The sequence below is a fragment of the Ensifer sp. ENS07 genome (assembly GCF_014852185.1).
Taxonomy (GTDB): Bacteria; Pseudomonadota; Alphaproteobacteria; order Rhizobiales; family Rhizobiaceae; genus Ensifer; species Ensifer adhaerens.
The window spans coordinates 149899-166128 of sequence record NZ_JACVBE010000011.1 but is presented as its reverse complement, the minus strand read 5'-3'; the positions used below and the strand labels follow the sequence as shown (position 1 = coordinate 166128).

Annotated in this window: 15 protein-coding genes; 4 read left to right on the top strand and 11 right to left on the bottom strand. The window is 63.7% G+C overall.

Annotated features, from left to right (window positions below; translation table 11 throughout):
* The first annotated feature begins 86 nt into the window (after positions 1-86).
* A complete protein-coding gene (locus IB277_RS27300; protein ID WP_060643863.1) occupies positions 87-1211 on the top strand; it encodes a substrate-binding domain-containing protein in 1125 nt (374 codons plus the stop codon).
* 113 nt (positions 1212-1324) lie between these two features.
* Here IB277_RS27300 and pcaF read toward each other — a convergent pair whose 3' ends face one another.
* The 11 genes from pcaF to IB277_RS27245 all read right to left on the bottom strand — a co-directional run bounded on the left by pcaF (position 1325) and on the right by IB277_RS27245 (position 13296).
* Positions 1325-2527, bottom strand: coding sequence for a 3-oxoadipyl-CoA thiolase (gene pcaF / locus IB277_RS27295; RefSeq protein WP_192372068.1), 1203 nt, complete (start codon positions 2525-2527; stop codon positions 1325-1327).
* Positions 2528-2532: 5 nt separating this feature from the next.
* Positions 2533-4503 carry a 3-hydroxyacyl-CoA dehydrogenase NAD-binding domain-containing protein gene (locus IB277_RS27290; protein ID WP_192372067.1) on the bottom strand — a complete coding sequence of 657 codons (1971 nt, stop codon included), beginning with the start codon at positions 4501-4503 and terminating at the stop codon, positions 2533-2535.
* Between the two features lie 11 nt (positions 4504-4514).
* A complete protein-coding gene (locus IB277_RS27285; RefSeq protein WP_034796252.1) occupies positions 4515-4910 on the bottom strand; it encodes a RidA family protein in 396 nt (131 codons plus the stop codon).
* Positions 4888-5316: a thioesterase family protein gene (locus IB277_RS27280; RefSeq protein ID WP_060518023.1), complete on the bottom strand. Its 429-nt coding sequence runs from the start codon at positions 5314-5316 to the stop codon at positions 4888-4890. Before IB277_RS27280 ends, IB277_RS27285 begins: the two co-directional genes overlap by 23 nt.
* Before the next feature lie 11 nt (positions 5317-5327).
* Positions 5328-6515, bottom strand: a complete 1188-nt coding sequence (locus tag IB277_RS27275) for an acyl-CoA dehydrogenase (RefSeq protein WP_060530174.1) — start codon at positions 6513-6515, stop codon at positions 5328-5330.
* 15 nt (positions 6516-6530) lie between these two features.
* A complete protein-coding gene (locus IB277_RS27270; protein WP_113294085.1) occupies positions 6531-7727 on the bottom strand; it encodes an acyl-CoA dehydrogenase family protein in 1197 nt (398 codons plus the stop codon).
* 2 nt (positions 7728-7729) lie between these two features.
* Positions 7730-8572: an enoyl-CoA hydratase family protein gene (locus IB277_RS27265; RefSeq protein ID WP_060530172.1), complete on the bottom strand. Its 843-nt coding sequence runs from the start codon at positions 8570-8572 to the stop codon at positions 7730-7732.
* A gap of 2 nt (positions 8573-8574) precedes the next feature.
* A complete protein-coding gene (locus IB277_RS27260) occupies positions 8575-9348 on the bottom strand; it encodes an SDR family NAD(P)-dependent oxidoreductase (protein ID WP_192372066.1) in 774 nt (257 codons plus the stop codon).
* A complete protein-coding gene (locus IB277_RS27255; RefSeq protein WP_060580772.1) occupies positions 9345-11666 on the bottom strand; it encodes a bifunctional salicylyl-CoA 5-hydroxylase/oxidoreductase in 2322 nt (773 codons plus the stop codon). The genes IB277_RS27260 and IB277_RS27255 overlap by 4 nt, the downstream gene beginning before the upstream one ends.
* Positions 11667-11897: 231 nt before the next feature.
* Complete coding sequence (locus IB277_RS27250) at positions 11898-12422, bottom strand: MarR family winged helix-turn-helix transcriptional regulator (protein WP_226020898.1); 525 nt, start codon at positions 12420-12422, stop codon at positions 11898-11900.
* Between the two features lie 100 nt (positions 12423-12522).
* Positions 12523-13296, bottom strand: a complete 774-nt coding sequence (locus IB277_RS27245; RefSeq protein ID WP_060580771.1) for a GntR family transcriptional regulator — start codon at positions 13294-13296, stop codon at positions 12523-12525.
* A 161-nt stretch (positions 13297-13457) separates the two neighbouring features.
* Between IB277_RS27245 and IB277_RS27240 the strand changes: the two genes are divergently transcribed.
* From IB277_RS27240 to IB277_RS27230, 3 genes are all read left to right on the top strand, one after another.
* The gene (locus tag IB277_RS27240; protein WP_034796266.1) at positions 13458-14447 is read left to right on the top strand and encodes an ABC transporter substrate-binding protein; all 990 of its coding nucleotides are present in this window, start codon (positions 13458-13460) and stop codon (positions 14445-14447) included.
* Between the two features lie 66 nt (positions 14448-14513).
* Positions 14514-15293 carry an ABC transporter ATP-binding protein gene (locus tag IB277_RS27235; protein ID WP_034796269.1) on the top strand — a complete coding sequence of 260 codons (780 nt, stop codon included), beginning with the start codon at positions 14514-14516 and terminating at the stop codon, positions 15291-15293.
* Between the two features lie 5 nt (positions 15294-15298).
* A complete protein-coding gene (locus IB277_RS27230; protein ID WP_034796270.1) occupies positions 15299-16222 on the top strand; it encodes an ABC transporter permease in 924 nt (307 codons plus the stop codon).
* Positions 16223-16230: the final 8 nt, after the last annotated feature.

The following is a 16230-nucleotide window of genomic DNA, read 5'->3' as shown; positions in this document are numbered from 1 at the left end:
GGGTCAGAGCGGGTTGCGGGCGCCTTCCGCATTCCGCTCCAGGCCATCGGGAGGAACTGAAAAATCATGATCAATGGGAGTGAGACATGAAAAAATTGCTGACCGCCGCACTTTCGGCTGCGCTCGTCGCCGGCACGGCGCATAGCCAACAGCTGAACTTCGACGACACTGCCGAGTTCGACAGACAGCGGACGCTGCTGACGGCCAAGGCCAATGGTCCGGAAGGGGAGCCTTGGGAGCAGTACTACGGCGACCAGATGGCCGACACCGCAAAGTACAAGAAGCCAGGTCCCTACACGATCTGCTTTTCGAACGCCGGCGTGAACAATGCCTGGCGGGTAACCGGCTGGACGAACATGCAGGCCGAAGTAAAGCTCCATCCGGAAATCAAGGAGCTCATTCACGTCGATGCCGAAGGGTCCGACGACAAGCAGATCGCTGACATCGACGACCTCATCAACGGCGGCAAATGTTCGGCCCTGATTGTCTCGCCGAATACGACGGCAGCCTTGACGCCTGCAGTCGAGAAGGCTTGTGCGAAGCTTCCGGTGATCGTCTTTGACCGCGGCGTCAACACCAAATGCCCGGTCACCTTCATCCATCCGGTGGGTGGTTACGGCTTCGGTATCCAGGCAGGCGAGTTCGTGGCGGCCACGGCACCCGCGGGCGCCGACGTCCTGATGCTGCGCATCGTACCGGGTGTCGATGTGCTCGAGACCCGCGCGTCCGCGGCCAAGCGCATTTTCAAGGAGACAGGGCTGAACGTCATCGGCGAGGAATTCACCGAGGGCGACAATGCCAAGACCAAGTCGATCGTCGAAGACTACCTGCAACGCGGCAAAATCGACGCGATCTGGATGGACGCTGGTGCCACAGCAGTTGCAGCCCTCGAAGCCTTCGAGGATGCGGGCCTGCCGCCCCCGATCATCACCGGCGAGGACCAGCAGGACTTCCTGGTCAAGTGGAAGTCGGAAGGCTTTAAGGCGATAGCCCCGACCTATCCGACCTACCAATGGCGCACGCCAATCATCGCGGCAGTGAAGGTGCTGCAGGGCGAGGCAGTGCCGGGTCCGGAATGGGTAATGCCGCAGCCGGCGATCACGGCAGAAACGCTCGATCAATATGTCGACGCCAAGATGCCCCCGCTGCATCACGCCATGTGCGGCTGCGAGAAGCTGCCGGACTATCCCGCCGCCTGGGGTGGAAAATAAGCTTGAAGACCGAGCCGCTTGCGGCTCGGTCTCAGTCCCATGAGCTGAGTAGCAAGCCCAGCTTTCTCATTGTCTTGAGCGGCCTTCGGCTGACGGCACGAAGCGTGCAGCCGCTACGGCCGTGTCAACAGCATCGAGATGCCCTGTCCGACGCCGATGCACATGGTGGCGATCGCACGCTTGGCACCCTGCGCTTCGAGCTCCAACGCGGCGGTCAACGCCAGGCGTGCACCGGACATGCCGAGCGGATGGCCGAGCGCGATGGCGCCGCCGTTCGGATTGACACGGGGCGCATCGTCGGCAAGCCCCAGTTGCCGCATGCAGGCGAGCGCCTGCGCTGCAAAGGCCTCGTTCAACTCGACGACATCGATGTCGCCGATGCCGAGACCAAAACGTTCCAGGAGCTTGTGCGTGGAAAAGACCGGTCCGATGCCCATAATGCGTGGGGCAACACCGGCCGTTGCCATGCCGTCGACGCGGGCCAAGGGCTGAAGTCCGTAGCGCTCGACCGCGCCGGCTGAGGCGAGAATGAGCGCGGCCGCGCCGTCGTTGACGCCCGATGCGTTGCCCGCGGTTACCGTGCCATTGGCGCGGAAGGGCGTCGGCAGGCTCGCAAGCTTTTCGAGCGTCGTCTCGCGCGGATGTTCGTCGTGTTCGACGTGGGTCGTCTCGCCCTTGCGTCCCTTGATCGCGTAGGCGGCGATCTCGCGGGCGAGACGCCCGCTCTTTTGCGCAACTGCCGCGCGCGCCTGGCTTCGCAGTGCAAAGGCGTCCTGATCTTTGCGGGAGATGGAAAATTCGGCGGCGACGTTTTCGGCGGTCTCCGGCATCGAGTCGATGCCGTATCGGTCTTTCATGGCCGTGTTGATGAAGCGCCAGCCGATCGTCGTGTCGTGGAACTCGGTGCTGCGCTGGAACGGGCCTTCGGCCTTCGGCATGACGAAGGGCGCACGCGACATGCTTTCGACGCCGCCGGCGACCACGATTTCGGCCTCCCCCAGCCGGATCGCGCGAGCGGCATAACCGACTGCATCGAGCCCGGAACCGCACAGCCGGTTGATCGTCGTTCCGGCGACCGTCTCCGGTAGCCCGGCGAGCAAGGCGGCCATGCGGGCGACGTTGCGATTGTCCTCACCCGCCTGGTTGGCGCAGCCAAGTACGACCTCGTCGATCGCTTCGGCCGGAATGGACGAAACACGCGCCAGCGCCTCGCGGATCACATGGGCCGCAAGATCGTCCGGGCGGGCGCTCGAGAGTGCCCCGCCGTAGCGGCCGATGGGGGTGCGCACGCCGCCGACGATGTAGGCTTCAGCCATGAGATTTATCCTTTGCTTTGCCCGGCTGCAAACATCGGCCCTCCCTTGTGCGCGGGAAATCCGTAGCCGTTGATCATCACGAGATCGATGTCGCCGGGACGTGCCGCGATGCCTTCGGCGAGCAGCGCCTTGCCTTCGTCGCACATGGCGTTCAGAAGCCGGTTCATGATCTCATCGGATTTAAAGGCGCGCGGCGTGATGCGCTTGGCTGCGCGCGCGGCCTCGATCACCGCCGTGACGTCGGGATCAACGGTGCGCTCACCATCGGGATAGGCGTACCAGCCGCGGCCACTCTTGCGGCCGAGACGGCCGGCCTCGCAGAGCCTGTCGGCGATTTCGACATAGCGTGCGGCAGGATCGCGTGTTGCCGCCTGTCGCTTGCGTCGTGCCCAGGCAATCTCCAGTCCGGCCATGTCGTTGACGGCGAAGATGCCCATCGGAAAGCCATAGGCCTCGAGCGCGGCGTCGATCTCCTGCGGGAGTGCCCCATCTTCCAGCATGAACTCCGCCTCGCGGCGATAGGCCGAGAAAATGCGGTTGCCGATGAAGCCTTCGGTGACCCCGGTTACGACCGGCAGCTTGCCGAGGCGTTTGACGAAGGCAAGCGCCGTCGCCAGGACGTCCGGCGCGGTCTTGGCGCAATCAACGACTTCGACGAGCCGCATCACGTTGGCGGGCGAAAAGAAATGCAGGCCCACCACCCGTGATGGATCGACCGTCGCCGCCGCGATCGCATCGGGGTCGAGATAACTGGTGTTGGTCGCGAGGATGGCGCCCGGTGCGACGATGCCGTCAAACTTCTGAAACAACTCCGTCTTGACCTGGAGGTCGTCGAACACCGCTTCGATGACGAGGTCAGCTTTCGCGAGCTCAACGGCTTCTGCGGTGGTCTGCAGCCGTGCAAGGCATTCGTCGCGTTCATCAGCAGTCAATCGTCCAGCCCGCACGGTCTTGCCGAGCGTCTCGGCAATGCGTGCCCGTCCGCCGGTTGCGGCTTCTTCCGTCTGCTCCAAGGCGACCACGCGGTAGCCGGAGGTCAAGGCGGAGACCGCGATGCCGGACCCCATCAGCCCGGTGCCGACGACACCGACGATCGCGATCGGCCGAGGCGAAACCTTGTCGAGCCCTTCGACCTTGCCGGCGGCGCGCTCCGCAAAAAACACATGCCTGAGGGCCGCTGACTCGACCGAATCCCGCAGACGCCGGAAAGTCGCGCGTTCCTCAGCCAGTCCTTGCTTCAGGTCGAGTTCACCGGCTGCCTTAACGAGGCGGATTGCCTCGGCGGGGGCAGCCTGGCCGCGGGCCTTTGCCAGAACCTTCGCTTCCACCGCGCCGACGGCTTTGGCGTGCGCAGGCGGGACGGCGATCATGCCGGTCCGACGGAGCGGCTTGCCAGCTTGCTCTTGAACGAAAGCCAGAGCGACAGCGACAGGATCGGCGGCAATGCTGTCGGCAAGCCCAAGCGCCACAGCTTCGGCGGCCTTCACGGCACGACCGGTTCCGATGAGATCGATCGCCATGACCGTGCCGATCAGGCGTGGCAAGCGCTGCGTACCGCCAGCACCCGGGACGAGCCCGAGCTTTACCTCGGGCAGGCCGAACGACACCTTCTCGCCGGCAATCCGGCCGTGGCAGGCAAGCGCCACCTCGCAGCCGCCGCCAAGGGCGGCGCCGTTGACGGCTGCGGCAACCGGCTTGTCGAAGGTCTCGATGCGCTCGATCACTTCGGGAAGCAGCGGGTCGACCGGCGGCTTGCCAAACTCCCTGATATCCGCGCCGCCGATGAAGGTATTGCCGGCGCCGGTGATGACGAGACCCGCAATCGTCGACCGTTCGGCAACATGGTCAAGCGACGCCATCAGGCCGGAACGGACATGCGCGGAGAGCGCGTTGACGGGCGCGTTGTCGATGGTAACGAGGAGAACGCCACCTTCAAGTCGGGCGGAAACGCTTTCGGAAAATCGGATCTCGGCCATGCTGCCAAACCTCAATCGGGGACGACGGCCGTTGCCTGGATCTCGATCTTGGCGCGGTCTTCGACGAGCGAGACGACCTGCATCGCAGCCATGGCCGGGAAATGCCGGCCGATGATGTCGCGATAGGCCTGACCGATGCCGCGCAGATTGCCGACATATTCCTGCTTGTCAGTGAAGTACCAGGTCATGGTGGTGATGTGCTGCGGCTCGGCGCCGCCGGCCGCAAGCACTGCGACCACGTTCTTCAGCGTCTGGCGCACCTGCTCGACGAAATCGTCGGTCTCGAACTCGGACTGCGCGTTCCAGCCGATTTGGCCGCCGATGAAGACGGTGCGGCCTTTGGCCGAGACGCCGTTGGCATAGCCGATGGGCTTAGCCCAGCCTTCAGGTTGCAGGATGGTGTGCATCGGTCGTCTCCAGATGTTGTGTCAGCGCGGCGCGGATATCGTCCGGCCAGGCACAAGAAGCGTGATTGTCGAGCGAGGTGGCAACGACCCGCTGTTTTGCTGTCCAGAGCACGGTGCCTCTCGCCGAGACCGTGTGCTCCATGTCGAGCGACGAGCGGCCAATGCCGCGCACCGCCAGCGCGAAATCCAGATCGTCGCCCTGGAAGCCCGGTCGAGAGAAGGTGAGATCGAGGCGCACCGTCGGCACGCCGATCCGCCGCTCGTCGTTCATGGCTTTCCAGGGAAAGCCGAGCGAGGCGAAGAAGTCCTCCGTCACCCCGACAAGAATATTGAGATAGGACGGGAAGTAGGCGATCCCCGAGGGGTCGCAGTCTCCGAACCGCAGTGGTCTCGTGGTCCTGAACATCGATGCCGACCTCAGTTCGCAAAGGCGGCAATGCCGGTGATGGCACGGCCGAGGATCAGCGCATGGATGTCGTGGGTACCCTCATAGGTGTTGACCACTTCCAGATTGACGAGGTGGCGGGCCACCGGAAATTCGTCCGAAATGCCGTTGCCGCCGAGCATGTCGCGCGCAGTTCTGGCGATTTCCAACGCTTTGCCGCAGGAGTTGCGCTTGAGGATCGAGGTCAGTTCGACCGGCGGATTGCCTTCATCCTTCATGCGCCCGAGGCGCAGGCAGCCCTGCAGGCCAAGGGCGATTTCGGTTGCCATGTCCGCGAGCTTCTTCTGGATGAGCTGGTTGGCGGCAAGCGGCCGGCCGAACTGCTTGCGGTCGATCACGTATTGCCGCGCCGTGTCATAGCAGGACTCGGCTGCACCGAGGGCGCCCCAGGCGATGCCGAAGCGCGCGGAGTTGAGGCAGGTGAAGGGGCCTTTCAGTCCTGTCACCTCGGGCAGCATGTTTTCGTCCGGCACGAAGACCTCGTCCATGACGATCTGGCCGGTGATCGATGCCCTTAAGCCCACCTTGCCGTGGATCGCCGGCGCGCTGAGACCCTTCCACCCCTTTTCGAGGATGAAGCCGCGGATGGCGCCATCTGATGTCTTTGCCCAGACGACGAACACGTCGGCGATCGGCGCATTGGAGATCCATGTCTTTGAACCGGACAGCAGATAGCCGCCATCGACCTTGGCGGCCTTGGTGATCATCGATCCGGGATCAGAACCGTGGTCTGGCTCGGTCAGGCCAAAGCAGCCGATCTTGGTGCCGGCAATCAGTCCTGGCAGGTATTTGCGCTTCTGCGCTTCACTGCCGAAGGTATAGATCGGCACGATGACGAGCGAAGACTGCACGCTCATCATCGAGCGGTAGCCGCTGTCGATGCGTTCGACCTCACGGGCGATCAGGCCGTAGGAAACGTAGTTGAGGCCGGCGCCCCCGTATTCCTCCGACACCATCGGACCGAGCAGGCCGAGTTCGCCCATCTCGGCAAAGATCGACGGATCGGTTTTCTCGTGGCGGAATGCCTCCTGGACGCGCGGAGCCAGACGGTCTTCGGCATAGCGCGCAGCGGTCTGGCGCACCATGCGTTCTTCTTCGCTCAACTGCTGATCCAGGTTGAACGGGTCCTGCCAGTCGAATGACGCCTTCGAACCATGCATGTTCGACACCCCTTGTTATCGTCCCGTGCCCTTCATCAGCTCGCGGCCGATGATGAGCTTTTGAACCTCGGTCGCGCCCTCGTAGATTCTGAGCGCGCGGATCTCGCGATAGAGCCGCTCGGTGATCTCGCCGACGCGCACGCCGCGGCCGCCAAAGAGCTGCAGCGCCTGGTCGATGACCCATTGCGCGTTCTCGGTCGCGGTCATCTTGGCCATCGCCGCTTCGCGCGTCGTTGGTCGTTTCTGCACGTCGCGTTGCCACGCCGTGCGGCCGGTCAGAAGGGCTGCCGCGTCGATAGCGGTCGCCATCTCGCCAAGCGTGCTTTGCGCCGTCGGCAGATCGCCAAGGGTCGCGCCGAACATCCTGCGCCTCTTCGCGTGGGCCACCGCCTCGTCAAGCGCGCGCCGGGCAAATCCGATCGCGGCGGCTGCCACGGACGGGCGGAAAATGTCGAGGGTGCGCATGGCGATCTTGAAGCCTTCGCCAGACGCGCCCAGAAGTTGCGACGCCGGGATGCGGCAATTGTCGAAACGAAGGCGAGCGAGCGGATGCGGCGCAATCGTCTCGATGCGCTCGGGGATGGTAAAGCCCGGTGTATCGGCGAAGACCACGAAGGCGGAAATGCCGCGCGTACCCGGCGCCTCGCCTGTGCGGGCAAAGACGGTATAGACGTCGGCGATGCCGCCGTTCGAGATCCAGGTCTTTTCGCCGTCGAGTACGAAATGATCGCCATCCCGGTGCGCAGCGCACGCCATCGCCGCGACATCCGAGCCGGCCTCGGGTTCGGAAAGCGCAAAGGCGGAGATCCATTCGCCGCGGGCGACTTTGGACAGGACGGCGTGTTTCAACGCCTCTGAGCCGGACAGGCTGATCGCACCCGTCCCGAGGCCCTGCATGGCGAAGGCAAAGTCGGCAAGCCCGTCTGTGTAGGCGAGCGTTTCGCGGATGAGGCAGAGCGACCGGCTGTCGATCTCGTCGCTAACACCGCCGAACGCCTTTGGCACGCAATGGCGAAGCACGCCTGCAGTACCGAGTGCCGCGACCAGCTGCTTGCAGGCGGCATCGACATCAGCGTGATCGATCTCGCCGAGGCCGCCACGAGCCACGAAGGCGTCGAGTTCCGCAGCGAGCGCACGGTGACTGTCATCGTAGAACGGCCAGTCGAGATGATCGCGGGAAGGTGGGCGCAAGGTCGTGCCATGGGGACTCATGCTCAGTTCCCCTTGAATTCAGGCTTCGCCTTGGCGGCAAAGGCCTCGAAGGCGCGGCGGAAGTCGCCGGTCGCCATGCAGATCGCTTGCGCCTGGGCTTCCGATTCGATCAGTTGGTCGATACCCATCGCCCATTCCTGGTCGAGCATCTTCTTGGTCATCGCATGGGCAAACCAGGGGCCGTCGGCGATACTGCGTGCGAATTTCTGGGCTTCGGCAAGCAGCGATGGACGCTCGTGCAGAGCATTGTAGAAGCCCCAGGCGTGGCCTTCCGTCGCGGTCATGACGCGGCCGGTGAAGAGCAGTTCGGCGGCGCGGCCCTGGCCGATGATGCGGGGAAGAATGCCGCAGGCGCCCATGTCGGCGCCGGCCAGCCCGACGCGGGTAAAGAGAAAGGCCGTCTTCGCCTCGGGCGTTGCCACACGGAAGTCCGAGGCCATGGCCAAAATGGCACCGGCGCCGGCGCAGATGCCGTCGACGGCTGCTATGACCGGCTGCGGGCAGGCGCGGATCTGGCGGACCAGTTCGCCGGTCATGCGGGTAAAATCCAGCAGATCGGGCATCGGCATACGCGTCAGCGGCTCGATGATCTCGAACACGTCGCCACCGGATGAAAAGTTGTCACCGGCGCCGGCCAGCACGACCGCGCGCACGTCGCTGGCGCGGGCAAGCGAGCGGAAAAGATCGCAAAGTTCCTCGTAACTTTCGAAGGTCAGCGGGTTCTTCTTTTCCGGGCGGTTGAGGGTGATCGTGGCGACGCGTCCGTCGGCATCCGTTTCGAACAGGAAGTGCTTGGCCTTGTGGTCTTTGAAGGCGCGCTTCTTGGCCTGCATCGGGTTTGTCATCTCTATCCTCCGAGAACTTCGCCGCCGGCGACAGCGATCGCCTGACCAGTGATTGCCGTCGCCTTTTCCGACACGAGCCACGAGGCCGTGTGGGCGACTTCTTCCGGCGTCACCAGGCGTCCCTGCGGGTTGGAGCGAGCAAGGCTGGCGCGCGCTTCCTCGCGCGAACGGCCGGTCTTTTCGCTGATCGTATCGAGCGCGCCGTCGATCAGCGGCGTGTCGGTGAAGCCGGGGCAGACGGCATTGACGGTGACGTCGGTGCGCGCAAGCTCAAGCGCCAGTGCCCTCGTCAGGCCGATGACGCCGTGCTTCGACGCGCAATAGGCCGAAACATAAGCATAGCCGGTCAGGCCCGCGGTGCTCGCAACGTTGACGATCCGGCCGTTGCCGGCCCGCCGCACGGAGGCAAGCGCTGCCTGCGTCACCAGATAGACGCCGGTGAGGTTGATGGAAAGCACCCGCTGCCAAAGCGCGAAGTCGGTCTTTTCGAACGGCGCCGAGGGCGCTTCGCCGGCGCAGTTGACGAGAACGGCAATCTCTCCGGCTTCAGCGATCGCAGCCGTGATACCTTGCTCGACGGCCTGCGGGTTGGTCACATCGAAGCCGTCACGGACAAAGGCCTGTCCGCCGGCAGCAAGGATGTCGCCCCGTACCGCTTCAAGCGGTGCTGCGCGCCGACCGGCGAGGCTGACGATGTGGCCGTCGGCGGCGAGCCTAAGGGCAATCGCCTTGCCGATACCGCTGCCGGCGCCTGTGACGAGGGCGTGCCTTGTCATGGCTTGCCTGCCGTCGTTGCGGCGCGCGCCAGGTTGTTCACGTACTGGGCCCGAGCCGAATGGTACTGTTTCGGCCAGGGCTCGCCGTCATAGCCAATCTTTGCCGCCTCGTGCATCACGAAGGACGGATCGGCCAGATGCGGGCGGGCAATCGCGCAGAGATCGGCTCGACCGGCTGCGATGATCGAATTGGCGTGGTCGGCCTCGGAAATCGCCCCGACCGCAATGGTCGGAACCTGGATCTCGTTGCGGATCTTATCGGAAAATGGCGTCTGGAACAGGCGACCATAGACCGGTTTTTCTTCTTTCACCACCTGGCCGGACGAGCAGTCGATCATGTCGGCGCCCGCCTCCTTGAACAGGCGGGCGAAAATTGCCGCGTCCTCGGGCGTGTTGCCGCCCTCGTGCCAGTCATGGGTCGAGAGGCGAACCGACATCGGCCGGTCCTCGGGCCAGACTTTACGCACTGCGTGGAACACTTCGAGCGGGAAGCGGGCGCGGGCGGCGTGATCGCCGCCATAGTCGTCGGTGCGCAGATTGGTAAGCGGCGACAGGAAGCTCGACAGCAGGTAGCCGTGCGCGACGTGCAGTTCGAGGATATCGAAACCGAGGTCACGGGCCCGTTCGGTGGCCCGCACGAAATCGGTGACGACCCGGTCCATATCCTCCCGCGTCATTTCGCGCGGCATGTCCGAATGCTTGAGGTAGGGCAGGGCGGACGCGGAAATGAGTGGCCAGCCGCCTTCGGCCAAGGGCTGATCGATCCCCTCCCAGGCGACCTTTGTCGCGCCCTTGCGGCCGGCATGGCCGAGCTGGATGCCGATCTTGGCGGGGGTCTGCTGGTGTACGAAGTCGACGATGCGCTTGAAGGCCTGGGCCTGCTCGTCGCTCCAGAGCCCCAGACATCCGGGCGTGATGCGGGCATCGGCCGACACACAGGTCATTTCCGGGAAGACGAGCGCCGCACCGCCCATGGCGCGCGCGCCGAGATGAACGAGATGAAAATCGTTCGGCACGCCGTCGGCTGCCGAATACATCGCCATCGGCGAAACCACGATGCGGTTCTTCAGCGTCAGGCCGCGGAGCTTGAACGGCGTAAACATCGGCGGCGGAACCGCCCCGTTCGCCGCCGGCGCCACACCGGCGCGTTCGGCAAACCAGCGCTCGAAGCCTTCGAGCCAGTCCTTGTCGCGCAGGCGAAGGTTCTCGTGGCTGATGCGCTGCGAGCGGGTCAGCATCGAATACATGAACTGTTCGGGCTCCAGCGTGTCGGCATAGCGCGTGCCGACCACTTCGAACCATTCCATCGCATTGCGGGCCGCATTCTGGATGCGGGCGACATCGACGCGGCGCACCTCTTCGTAAGCCGACAGCACGGCGGGAATGGTTGCCTTGTCGTGGCCCAGAATATCGAACTGGCGGGTGAGTTCGATCGCGTCATCGATCGCAAGCTTGGTGCCCGAGCCGATGGCGAAATGGGCCGTGTGGGCACTGTCGCCCATCAACACGACATGGCTGTGGCCGTTGAAATGGCTCCACTTTTCGCAGATCAGCCGGCCGAAGTTCAGCCAGGCGGAGCCGCGCAAGTGCCGCGCATTGGTCATCAGCTTGTGGCCGTCGAGCGTGCCTTCAAAGAGCTTTTCGCAGAACGCGATCGACTGGTCCTGGTCCATCTGGTCGAGGCCATGGGCGCGGAAGACGTCGTCGGTGGTCTCAACGATGAAGGTCGAGGTGTTCTCGTCGAAGCGGTAGATATGCGCCTGGAACCAGCCATGCTCGGTGCGCTGGAAGTCGAAGGTGAAGGCGTCGAACTTCTTGTCCGTGCCGAGCCAGACATAGCGGTTCGGCCGGATCACCATGTCCGGCTTGAAGATGTCGGCGTATTTGTTGCGGATCCTTGAGTTGACGCCGTCGGAGGCGATGATCAGATCGGCGTCGGCGAACTGCTCGTCGCTTTCCACGTCCTGCTCGAACAGCAGTTCGACGCCGAGTTCGAGGCAGCGTTCCTGGAGGATGTTGAGCATCTTCTTGCGGCCGATGCCAACGAAGCCGTGGCCGGTCGTGCGGATCTTGCGGCCCTTGAAGACCAGCTCGATGTCGTCCCAATGGTTGAAGGAAACCTCGATCGCCTCGGCGGTCTCCGGGTCCCATTGCCGCATCGACTGCATGGTCGCGTCCGAAAAGACGACGCCCCAGCCGAATGTGTCGAAGGGGCGGTTCCGTTCGACGACGGTGACGTGATGCTCCGGATGCTGCCGCTTCATCAGCAGCGCAAAATAAAGGCCGGCAGGCCCGCCACCGATACAGACGATCCGCATGTCGTTCTCCTCCCGAGTTCCGGCTGCGCGTCACCGTCGAGCTGGCACAAGTGGCCATGCTGGACTGTTGCAAGCAGGGTGGACTCGTTCAGGAGAAATTTCAAGCTTAAAATTGTTTTGGGCAGATGGGAAGCCGACGCCGGGCGCTCGCAGCGCCGCCGAGCGGCGTCGCATCGCTTCGAGGCCGGTGCGGCAGAAAGTAAGGCAGTTGTAGGCAGAAGCGCCGTGAACTCAGGAATTTCGCGCGAGCGAGGCGATGATCGACCGCTTGAGTGTGGCAAGCTCATCCATCAGCACGCCGCCTTCCTTGGCCGGAAGGCCGGCAAACAGATCCGAGATCCAGTCGGCATGGCTTGCTGCCATCTTCTCGAATTCGGCGCGGCCGAAGGGGGTAAGCGCGATGATCTGGACACGCCGATCGGTCGGAAGCGTCGTGCGGCTGATGTGGCCGCTCTCGGTCAGCCGTTCCACCAGCACCGTGATGTTGCCGGGGGAGACCATCATGCGCTTGGAGACTTCGCCAAGCACCATGCCGTCAGGCGCACGCTCGAGCTGGGCCATCAGGTCGAAACGCGGCAAGGTCGAATCGAATTCTTCCCGCAACCGCCGACGGATTTCGCTTTCGACAAGTGTCGAACAGGTCAAGAGACGCAGCCATAGCCTGAGCTCTGCACGGTGATCGCCCGGAGCCTCGAGCGCCTTGGTCTCGCCATCGACCCATTCCGGCGAGGTGTCGAACTTGTCTTCACCCATCATTCCCAACGTCCGCTTCCAACCCTTGGCCGCAAATCAGCGGCTCTTTCGTTTTTCTGCTTTTAGAGAGGTAAGCAGGTCTTGGACAGGTTGTCACGGGCCGTCATTTGGACGCAAGCCCAGGTACCGACTGGGCGAGCAGCGGCGACGCGCGACCGCCATCCTCGGACTGGACATAGACGTTGACGGTAAAGCCGATGTGCTCGGCCATCAGGGTGCGGGCACGCTCGATATCGCGATCGAGTGCTGCCTCCATCAGCTCGGTATGGTGCTCGATCGCCATCGCGTCCTCAAGCGCCGAAACGGCCTCCTCGTAGCCTGCGCTCATACCGGCGGCGGCCCTAATCGTCGGCGCCAGACTTAGGAAGCGGTGGTGACGGCGAAGCTGGTCGGAGATCGTCGCCTGAAAGCGCGTGAGCCAGCGCGACCTCGCAGCGCTGATCAAAGCCGTATGAAACCCGGCATGCTTCTCGTCCCACTCGTCGACTTCGCTCTCGGAGAAACGCTCGACGGAAACCTTGCAGCGCGACAGCCGGTAGTGTGCCGTGACGACGGCGGATTCCCAGGCGCTGTCGCCGTTCTCGATCGACTCGATGAGCAGCGGCATTTCGACGGCAAGGCGGGCGCGGGTGAGGTCGTCGAGTTCCTCGCGTGACACCGGAGCAACAGCAAAGCCGCGATTACTGATGGCGGTCACCAGCCCTTCCGCCTCCAACCGCGACAGAGCCTCGCGTAGCGGCGTCCAGCCGATCCCGTAGCTTTCGCGCAGCGTGCTCAGCTTCATCGGCGCGCCCGGCTTCAGCCGCGTCGAAAGAATGTCGCGGCGCAGCAACCGGTATGCCGATTCCGTTTTGGTCGACTGTTCGTGGTCTTGCATCAGGTTCCCTTAGCGCCCACACCGGGTCGATACAAATATATATAGTTCTGCGCCTCATGTGAAAATATATATATTAATTTGACAAGAGGCCGGAGCGGTTCCATGATCCGCGCAAGCCGCCGAGGAGGGCGGTAACGCTCGTCAAATTCTGGGAGGGATGTATGAGCAGGCTTAAGAGCACGTGGCTTTCGGGATTGGTTGTCGCCGGTGCAATGGCATGGGGACTGGGAGCAGCGGCCGCTGATCCGATCCGCATCGGCATCGCCAATTTTGGCGAGCATCCGCAATTGAACGCATCGATCGCCGGCTTCAAGAAGGCGCTGGCCGAAAACGGCTTCGTCGAAGGCAAGGACGTCGTCTACACCGAGAGCCACACCAATTTCGACGCCTCGCTGGTGCCGCAGATGATCGCCAAGCTGCAGGCCGAACAGCCGAAACTGGTCTACACGATCACCACGCCCGTCTCGCAGATCGCCAAGAAGGCGCTCGCCGGCTCCGGCATTCCGGTCGTCTTCTCCGCCGTTACCGATCCGGTGGCCGCCAAGCTCGTTCCGTCTTGGGAGGCCGGTGACGACGGCATGACCGGTGCGACCGACCTTCAGGACGTGGCCGCCGTCATGGCCTTCACCCACAAGCTGCTGCCGAACGCGAAGCGCTTTGGCGTGCCCTATAATCCGGGTGAGGCGAACGACCAGGCCCTGCTCGACAAGATCAAGGAAGCAGCGCCTGACGCAGGCTTCGAGGTCGTGGAGGTCGGCGTCGACAATGTCAACGACATCCAGCAGCGCATCGCCTCCTTCGCCGGCAAGGCCGACGTGATCTATACGCCCGCATCGAACCTGCTGCAGCCGGCGATCGGTGCTGTGTCGGCAGCCGCGCGCCAGGCGCAGATCCCGATCGTAAACTCCGACGACGGTGCAGTGCGTGACGGCGTCGTACCGGCAAGCTTTGCGGTCAACTATGAGCAGGTCGGCGTCAATGCCGGCAAGATCGCTGCTCAGATCCTCAAAGGTGCAGACCCGAAGACGATCGCGCCGTCGCGCCCGGCCTATGAGGATCACGCGCCGCTGATCTCGAAGAAGGCTGCCGCTGCCTTCGGCATCGAAGTGCCGGCAGCGCTCGCGACCGAATGCAACTGCGTGGTCGATTGATCTCCGTCTTGTCTCTTCAGTGACGGCGCCCCGAGCGCCGTCATCTCATAAGTTAAAGGGGAGCCAATGCTGGAAATCAGATCGGCCCGCAAAGTTTTCTACAAGGGGCAGGCGGACGAAAAAGTCGCGCTCGACGGCCTCAATCTCAGCCTTGCCACGGGCGAATTTGGCGTCGTCATCGGTTCCAACGGCGCCGGCAAGAGCAGCATGCTCAACGCCATTTCGGGTGCATTGGTGCTCGATAGCGGCCAGATCGTCATCAATGGCGACGACGTGACCGCAACGCCCGTACACAAGCGCGCGATGCGGCTTGCCCGCGTGTTCCAGGACCCGATGCGCGGCACCGCTGCCTCGATGACGGTGGCCGAAAACATGCTGCTTGCCGAATTGCGCAGCAACAAACGCACCCTGCGGCGCGGCCTAAACGCGACGCGGCTCGCCACCTACAGGGAACGCTTGTCGCTGCTCGGGCTCGGCCTTGAAAACCGCCTCGACACACGGGTGGAGCTGCTTTCCGGCGGCCAGCGGCAATCGCTGTCCTTGATCATGGCGGTCGGCGGCGAGCCGGAACTGCTGCTGCTCGACGAACACACCGCAGCGCTTGATCCGCGCACCGCCGATATCGTCATGCAGGCGACGATCCGCGCGGTCGAAGCCCTGAAGCTGACAACGCTGATGGTGACGCACAACATGCAGCACGCGGTGGATTTCGGTCACAAGGTCATCATGCTCGACGCCGGGCGCGTCCGTCTCGAAATCGACGGCAAGGAAAAGGCGCAGACGACCGTGCCGGATCTGATCGGCCACTTCTCCGTCAAAACCGACCGCATGTTCCTGGCGAGCTGACGATCATGGATATTCTTCAAAATACCTTCGCGAGCTTCGTCTCGCTCGTTCCCGTCACGCTCGCGCAGAGCCTGATCCTCGCCTTCGTCGTGCTCGGGATCATGATCCCGTTCCGCATGCTGAGCTTCCCGGATCTGACCAGCGAGGGTGCGTTTCCGCTCGGCGGCTGCGTCTGCGGCGTGCTGATGGCGGCGGGCATGTCGCCGCTCGCCGCGATCGCCATCGCACTTCTCGCCGGATTCGTTGCCGGCTGCTGCACGGCCTTCATCCATCTGCGGTTCCGGATCCACACGCTGCTCGCCGGCATCCTGATGATGACGATGCTTTATTCGATCAACCTCAGGATCATGGGTCGCTCGAACCTCTCGGTCTTCGGTGCGCCAACGGTGTTCGACTGGGCGCCGGGGCTGCAGCCGGGTTTCCCCGCAAGCAAGATCGTCGTCGCGGGCCTGATCGCACTCATCGTCTTCGTCCTGCTCTACCACTTCTTCCGCACGGAGAAAGGCACGGCCGTTCGCGCCGTCGGCGCCAATCCCGATATGGCTGAAGCTCAAGGGATCAATGTCTGGATGGCGACGATCGGTGGCGTTGGGCTTGCGGGTGCGTTTTCGGCGGCAGGCGGCGCGCTGATGGTGCAGTCACAGGGCTTTGCTGACGTCAACATGGGCCTCGGCATCCTGATCAACGGCCTTGCGGCGCTGATGATCGGCGAGGCGATCGTCGGCAAGCAGAGCGTGGCGCGCCAGCTCGCTGCGCCGTTCGTAGGTGCGATCGTCTACTACCAGCTCGTCTCCTTCTGCCTGGCCGCCGGCATGCCACCGCCGGACCTGAAACTTGCGACCGGCCTCTTCGTTCTGGCCATGCTGGCTCTTCCGAGCCTCAAGCGAAGCCGCGGCCCTGCGCCCGCCCGCGAAACCGTTCGCGAATAAATGAGGAC

What these genes read in the sequence shown, in the direction of transcription:
- IB277_RS27300 (WP_060643863.1), top strand. Translation starts at nt 87, where the DNA reads ATGAAAAAATTGCTGACCGCCGCACTTTCGGCTGCGCTCGTCGCCGGC.
- pcaF (WP_192372068.1), bottom strand. Translation starts at nt 2,527, where the DNA reads ATGGCTGAAGCCTACATCGTCGGCGGCGTGCGCACCCCCATCGGCCGC.
- IB277_RS27290 (WP_192372067.1), bottom strand. Translation starts at nt 4,503, where the DNA reads ATGGCCGAGATCCGATTTTCCGAAAGCGTTTCCGCCCGACTTGAAGGT.
- IB277_RS27285 (WP_034796252.1), bottom strand. Translation starts at nt 4,910, where the DNA reads ATGCACACCATCCTGCAACCTGAAGGCTGGGCTAAGCCCATCGGCTAT.
- IB277_RS27280 (WP_060518023.1), bottom strand. Translation starts at nt 5,316, where the DNA reads ATGTTCAGGACCACGAGACCACTGCGGTTCGGAGACTGCGACCCCTCG.
- IB277_RS27275 (WP_060530174.1), bottom strand. Translation starts at nt 6,515, where the DNA reads ATGCATGGTTCGAAGGCGTCATTCGACTGGCAGGACCCGTTCAACCTG.
- IB277_RS27270 (WP_113294085.1), bottom strand. Translation starts at nt 7,727, where the DNA reads ATGAGTCCCCATGGCACGACCTTGCGCCCACCTTCCCGCGATCATCTC.
- IB277_RS27265 (WP_060530172.1), bottom strand. Translation starts at nt 8,572, where the DNA reads ATGACAAACCCGATGCAGGCCAAGAAGCGCGCCTTCAAAGACCACAAG.
- IB277_RS27260 (WP_192372066.1), bottom strand. Translation starts at nt 9,348, where the DNA reads ATGACAAGGCACGCCCTCGTCACAGGCGCCGGCAGCGGTATCGGCAAG.
- IB277_RS27255 (WP_060580772.1), bottom strand. Translation starts at nt 11,666, where the DNA reads ATGCGGATCGTCTGTATCGGTGGCGGGCCTGCCGGCCTTTATTTTGCG.
- IB277_RS27250 (WP_226020898.1), bottom strand. Translation starts at nt 12,422, where the DNA reads ATGATGGGTGAAGACAAGTTCGACACCTCGCCGGAATGGGTCGATGGC.
- IB277_RS27245 (WP_060580771.1), bottom strand. Translation starts at nt 13,296, where the DNA reads ATGCAAGACCACGAACAGTCGACCAAAACGGAATCGGCATACCGGTTG.
- IB277_RS27240 (WP_034796266.1), top strand. Translation starts at nt 13,458, where the DNA reads ATGAGCAGGCTTAAGAGCACGTGGCTTTCGGGATTGGTTGTCGCCGGT.
- IB277_RS27235 (WP_034796269.1), top strand. Translation starts at nt 14,514, where the DNA reads ATGCTGGAAATCAGATCGGCCCGCAAAGTTTTCTACAAGGGGCAGGCG.
- IB277_RS27230 (WP_034796270.1), top strand. Translation starts at nt 15,299, where the DNA reads ATGGATATTCTTCAAAATACCTTCGCGAGCTTCGTCTCGCTCGTTCCC.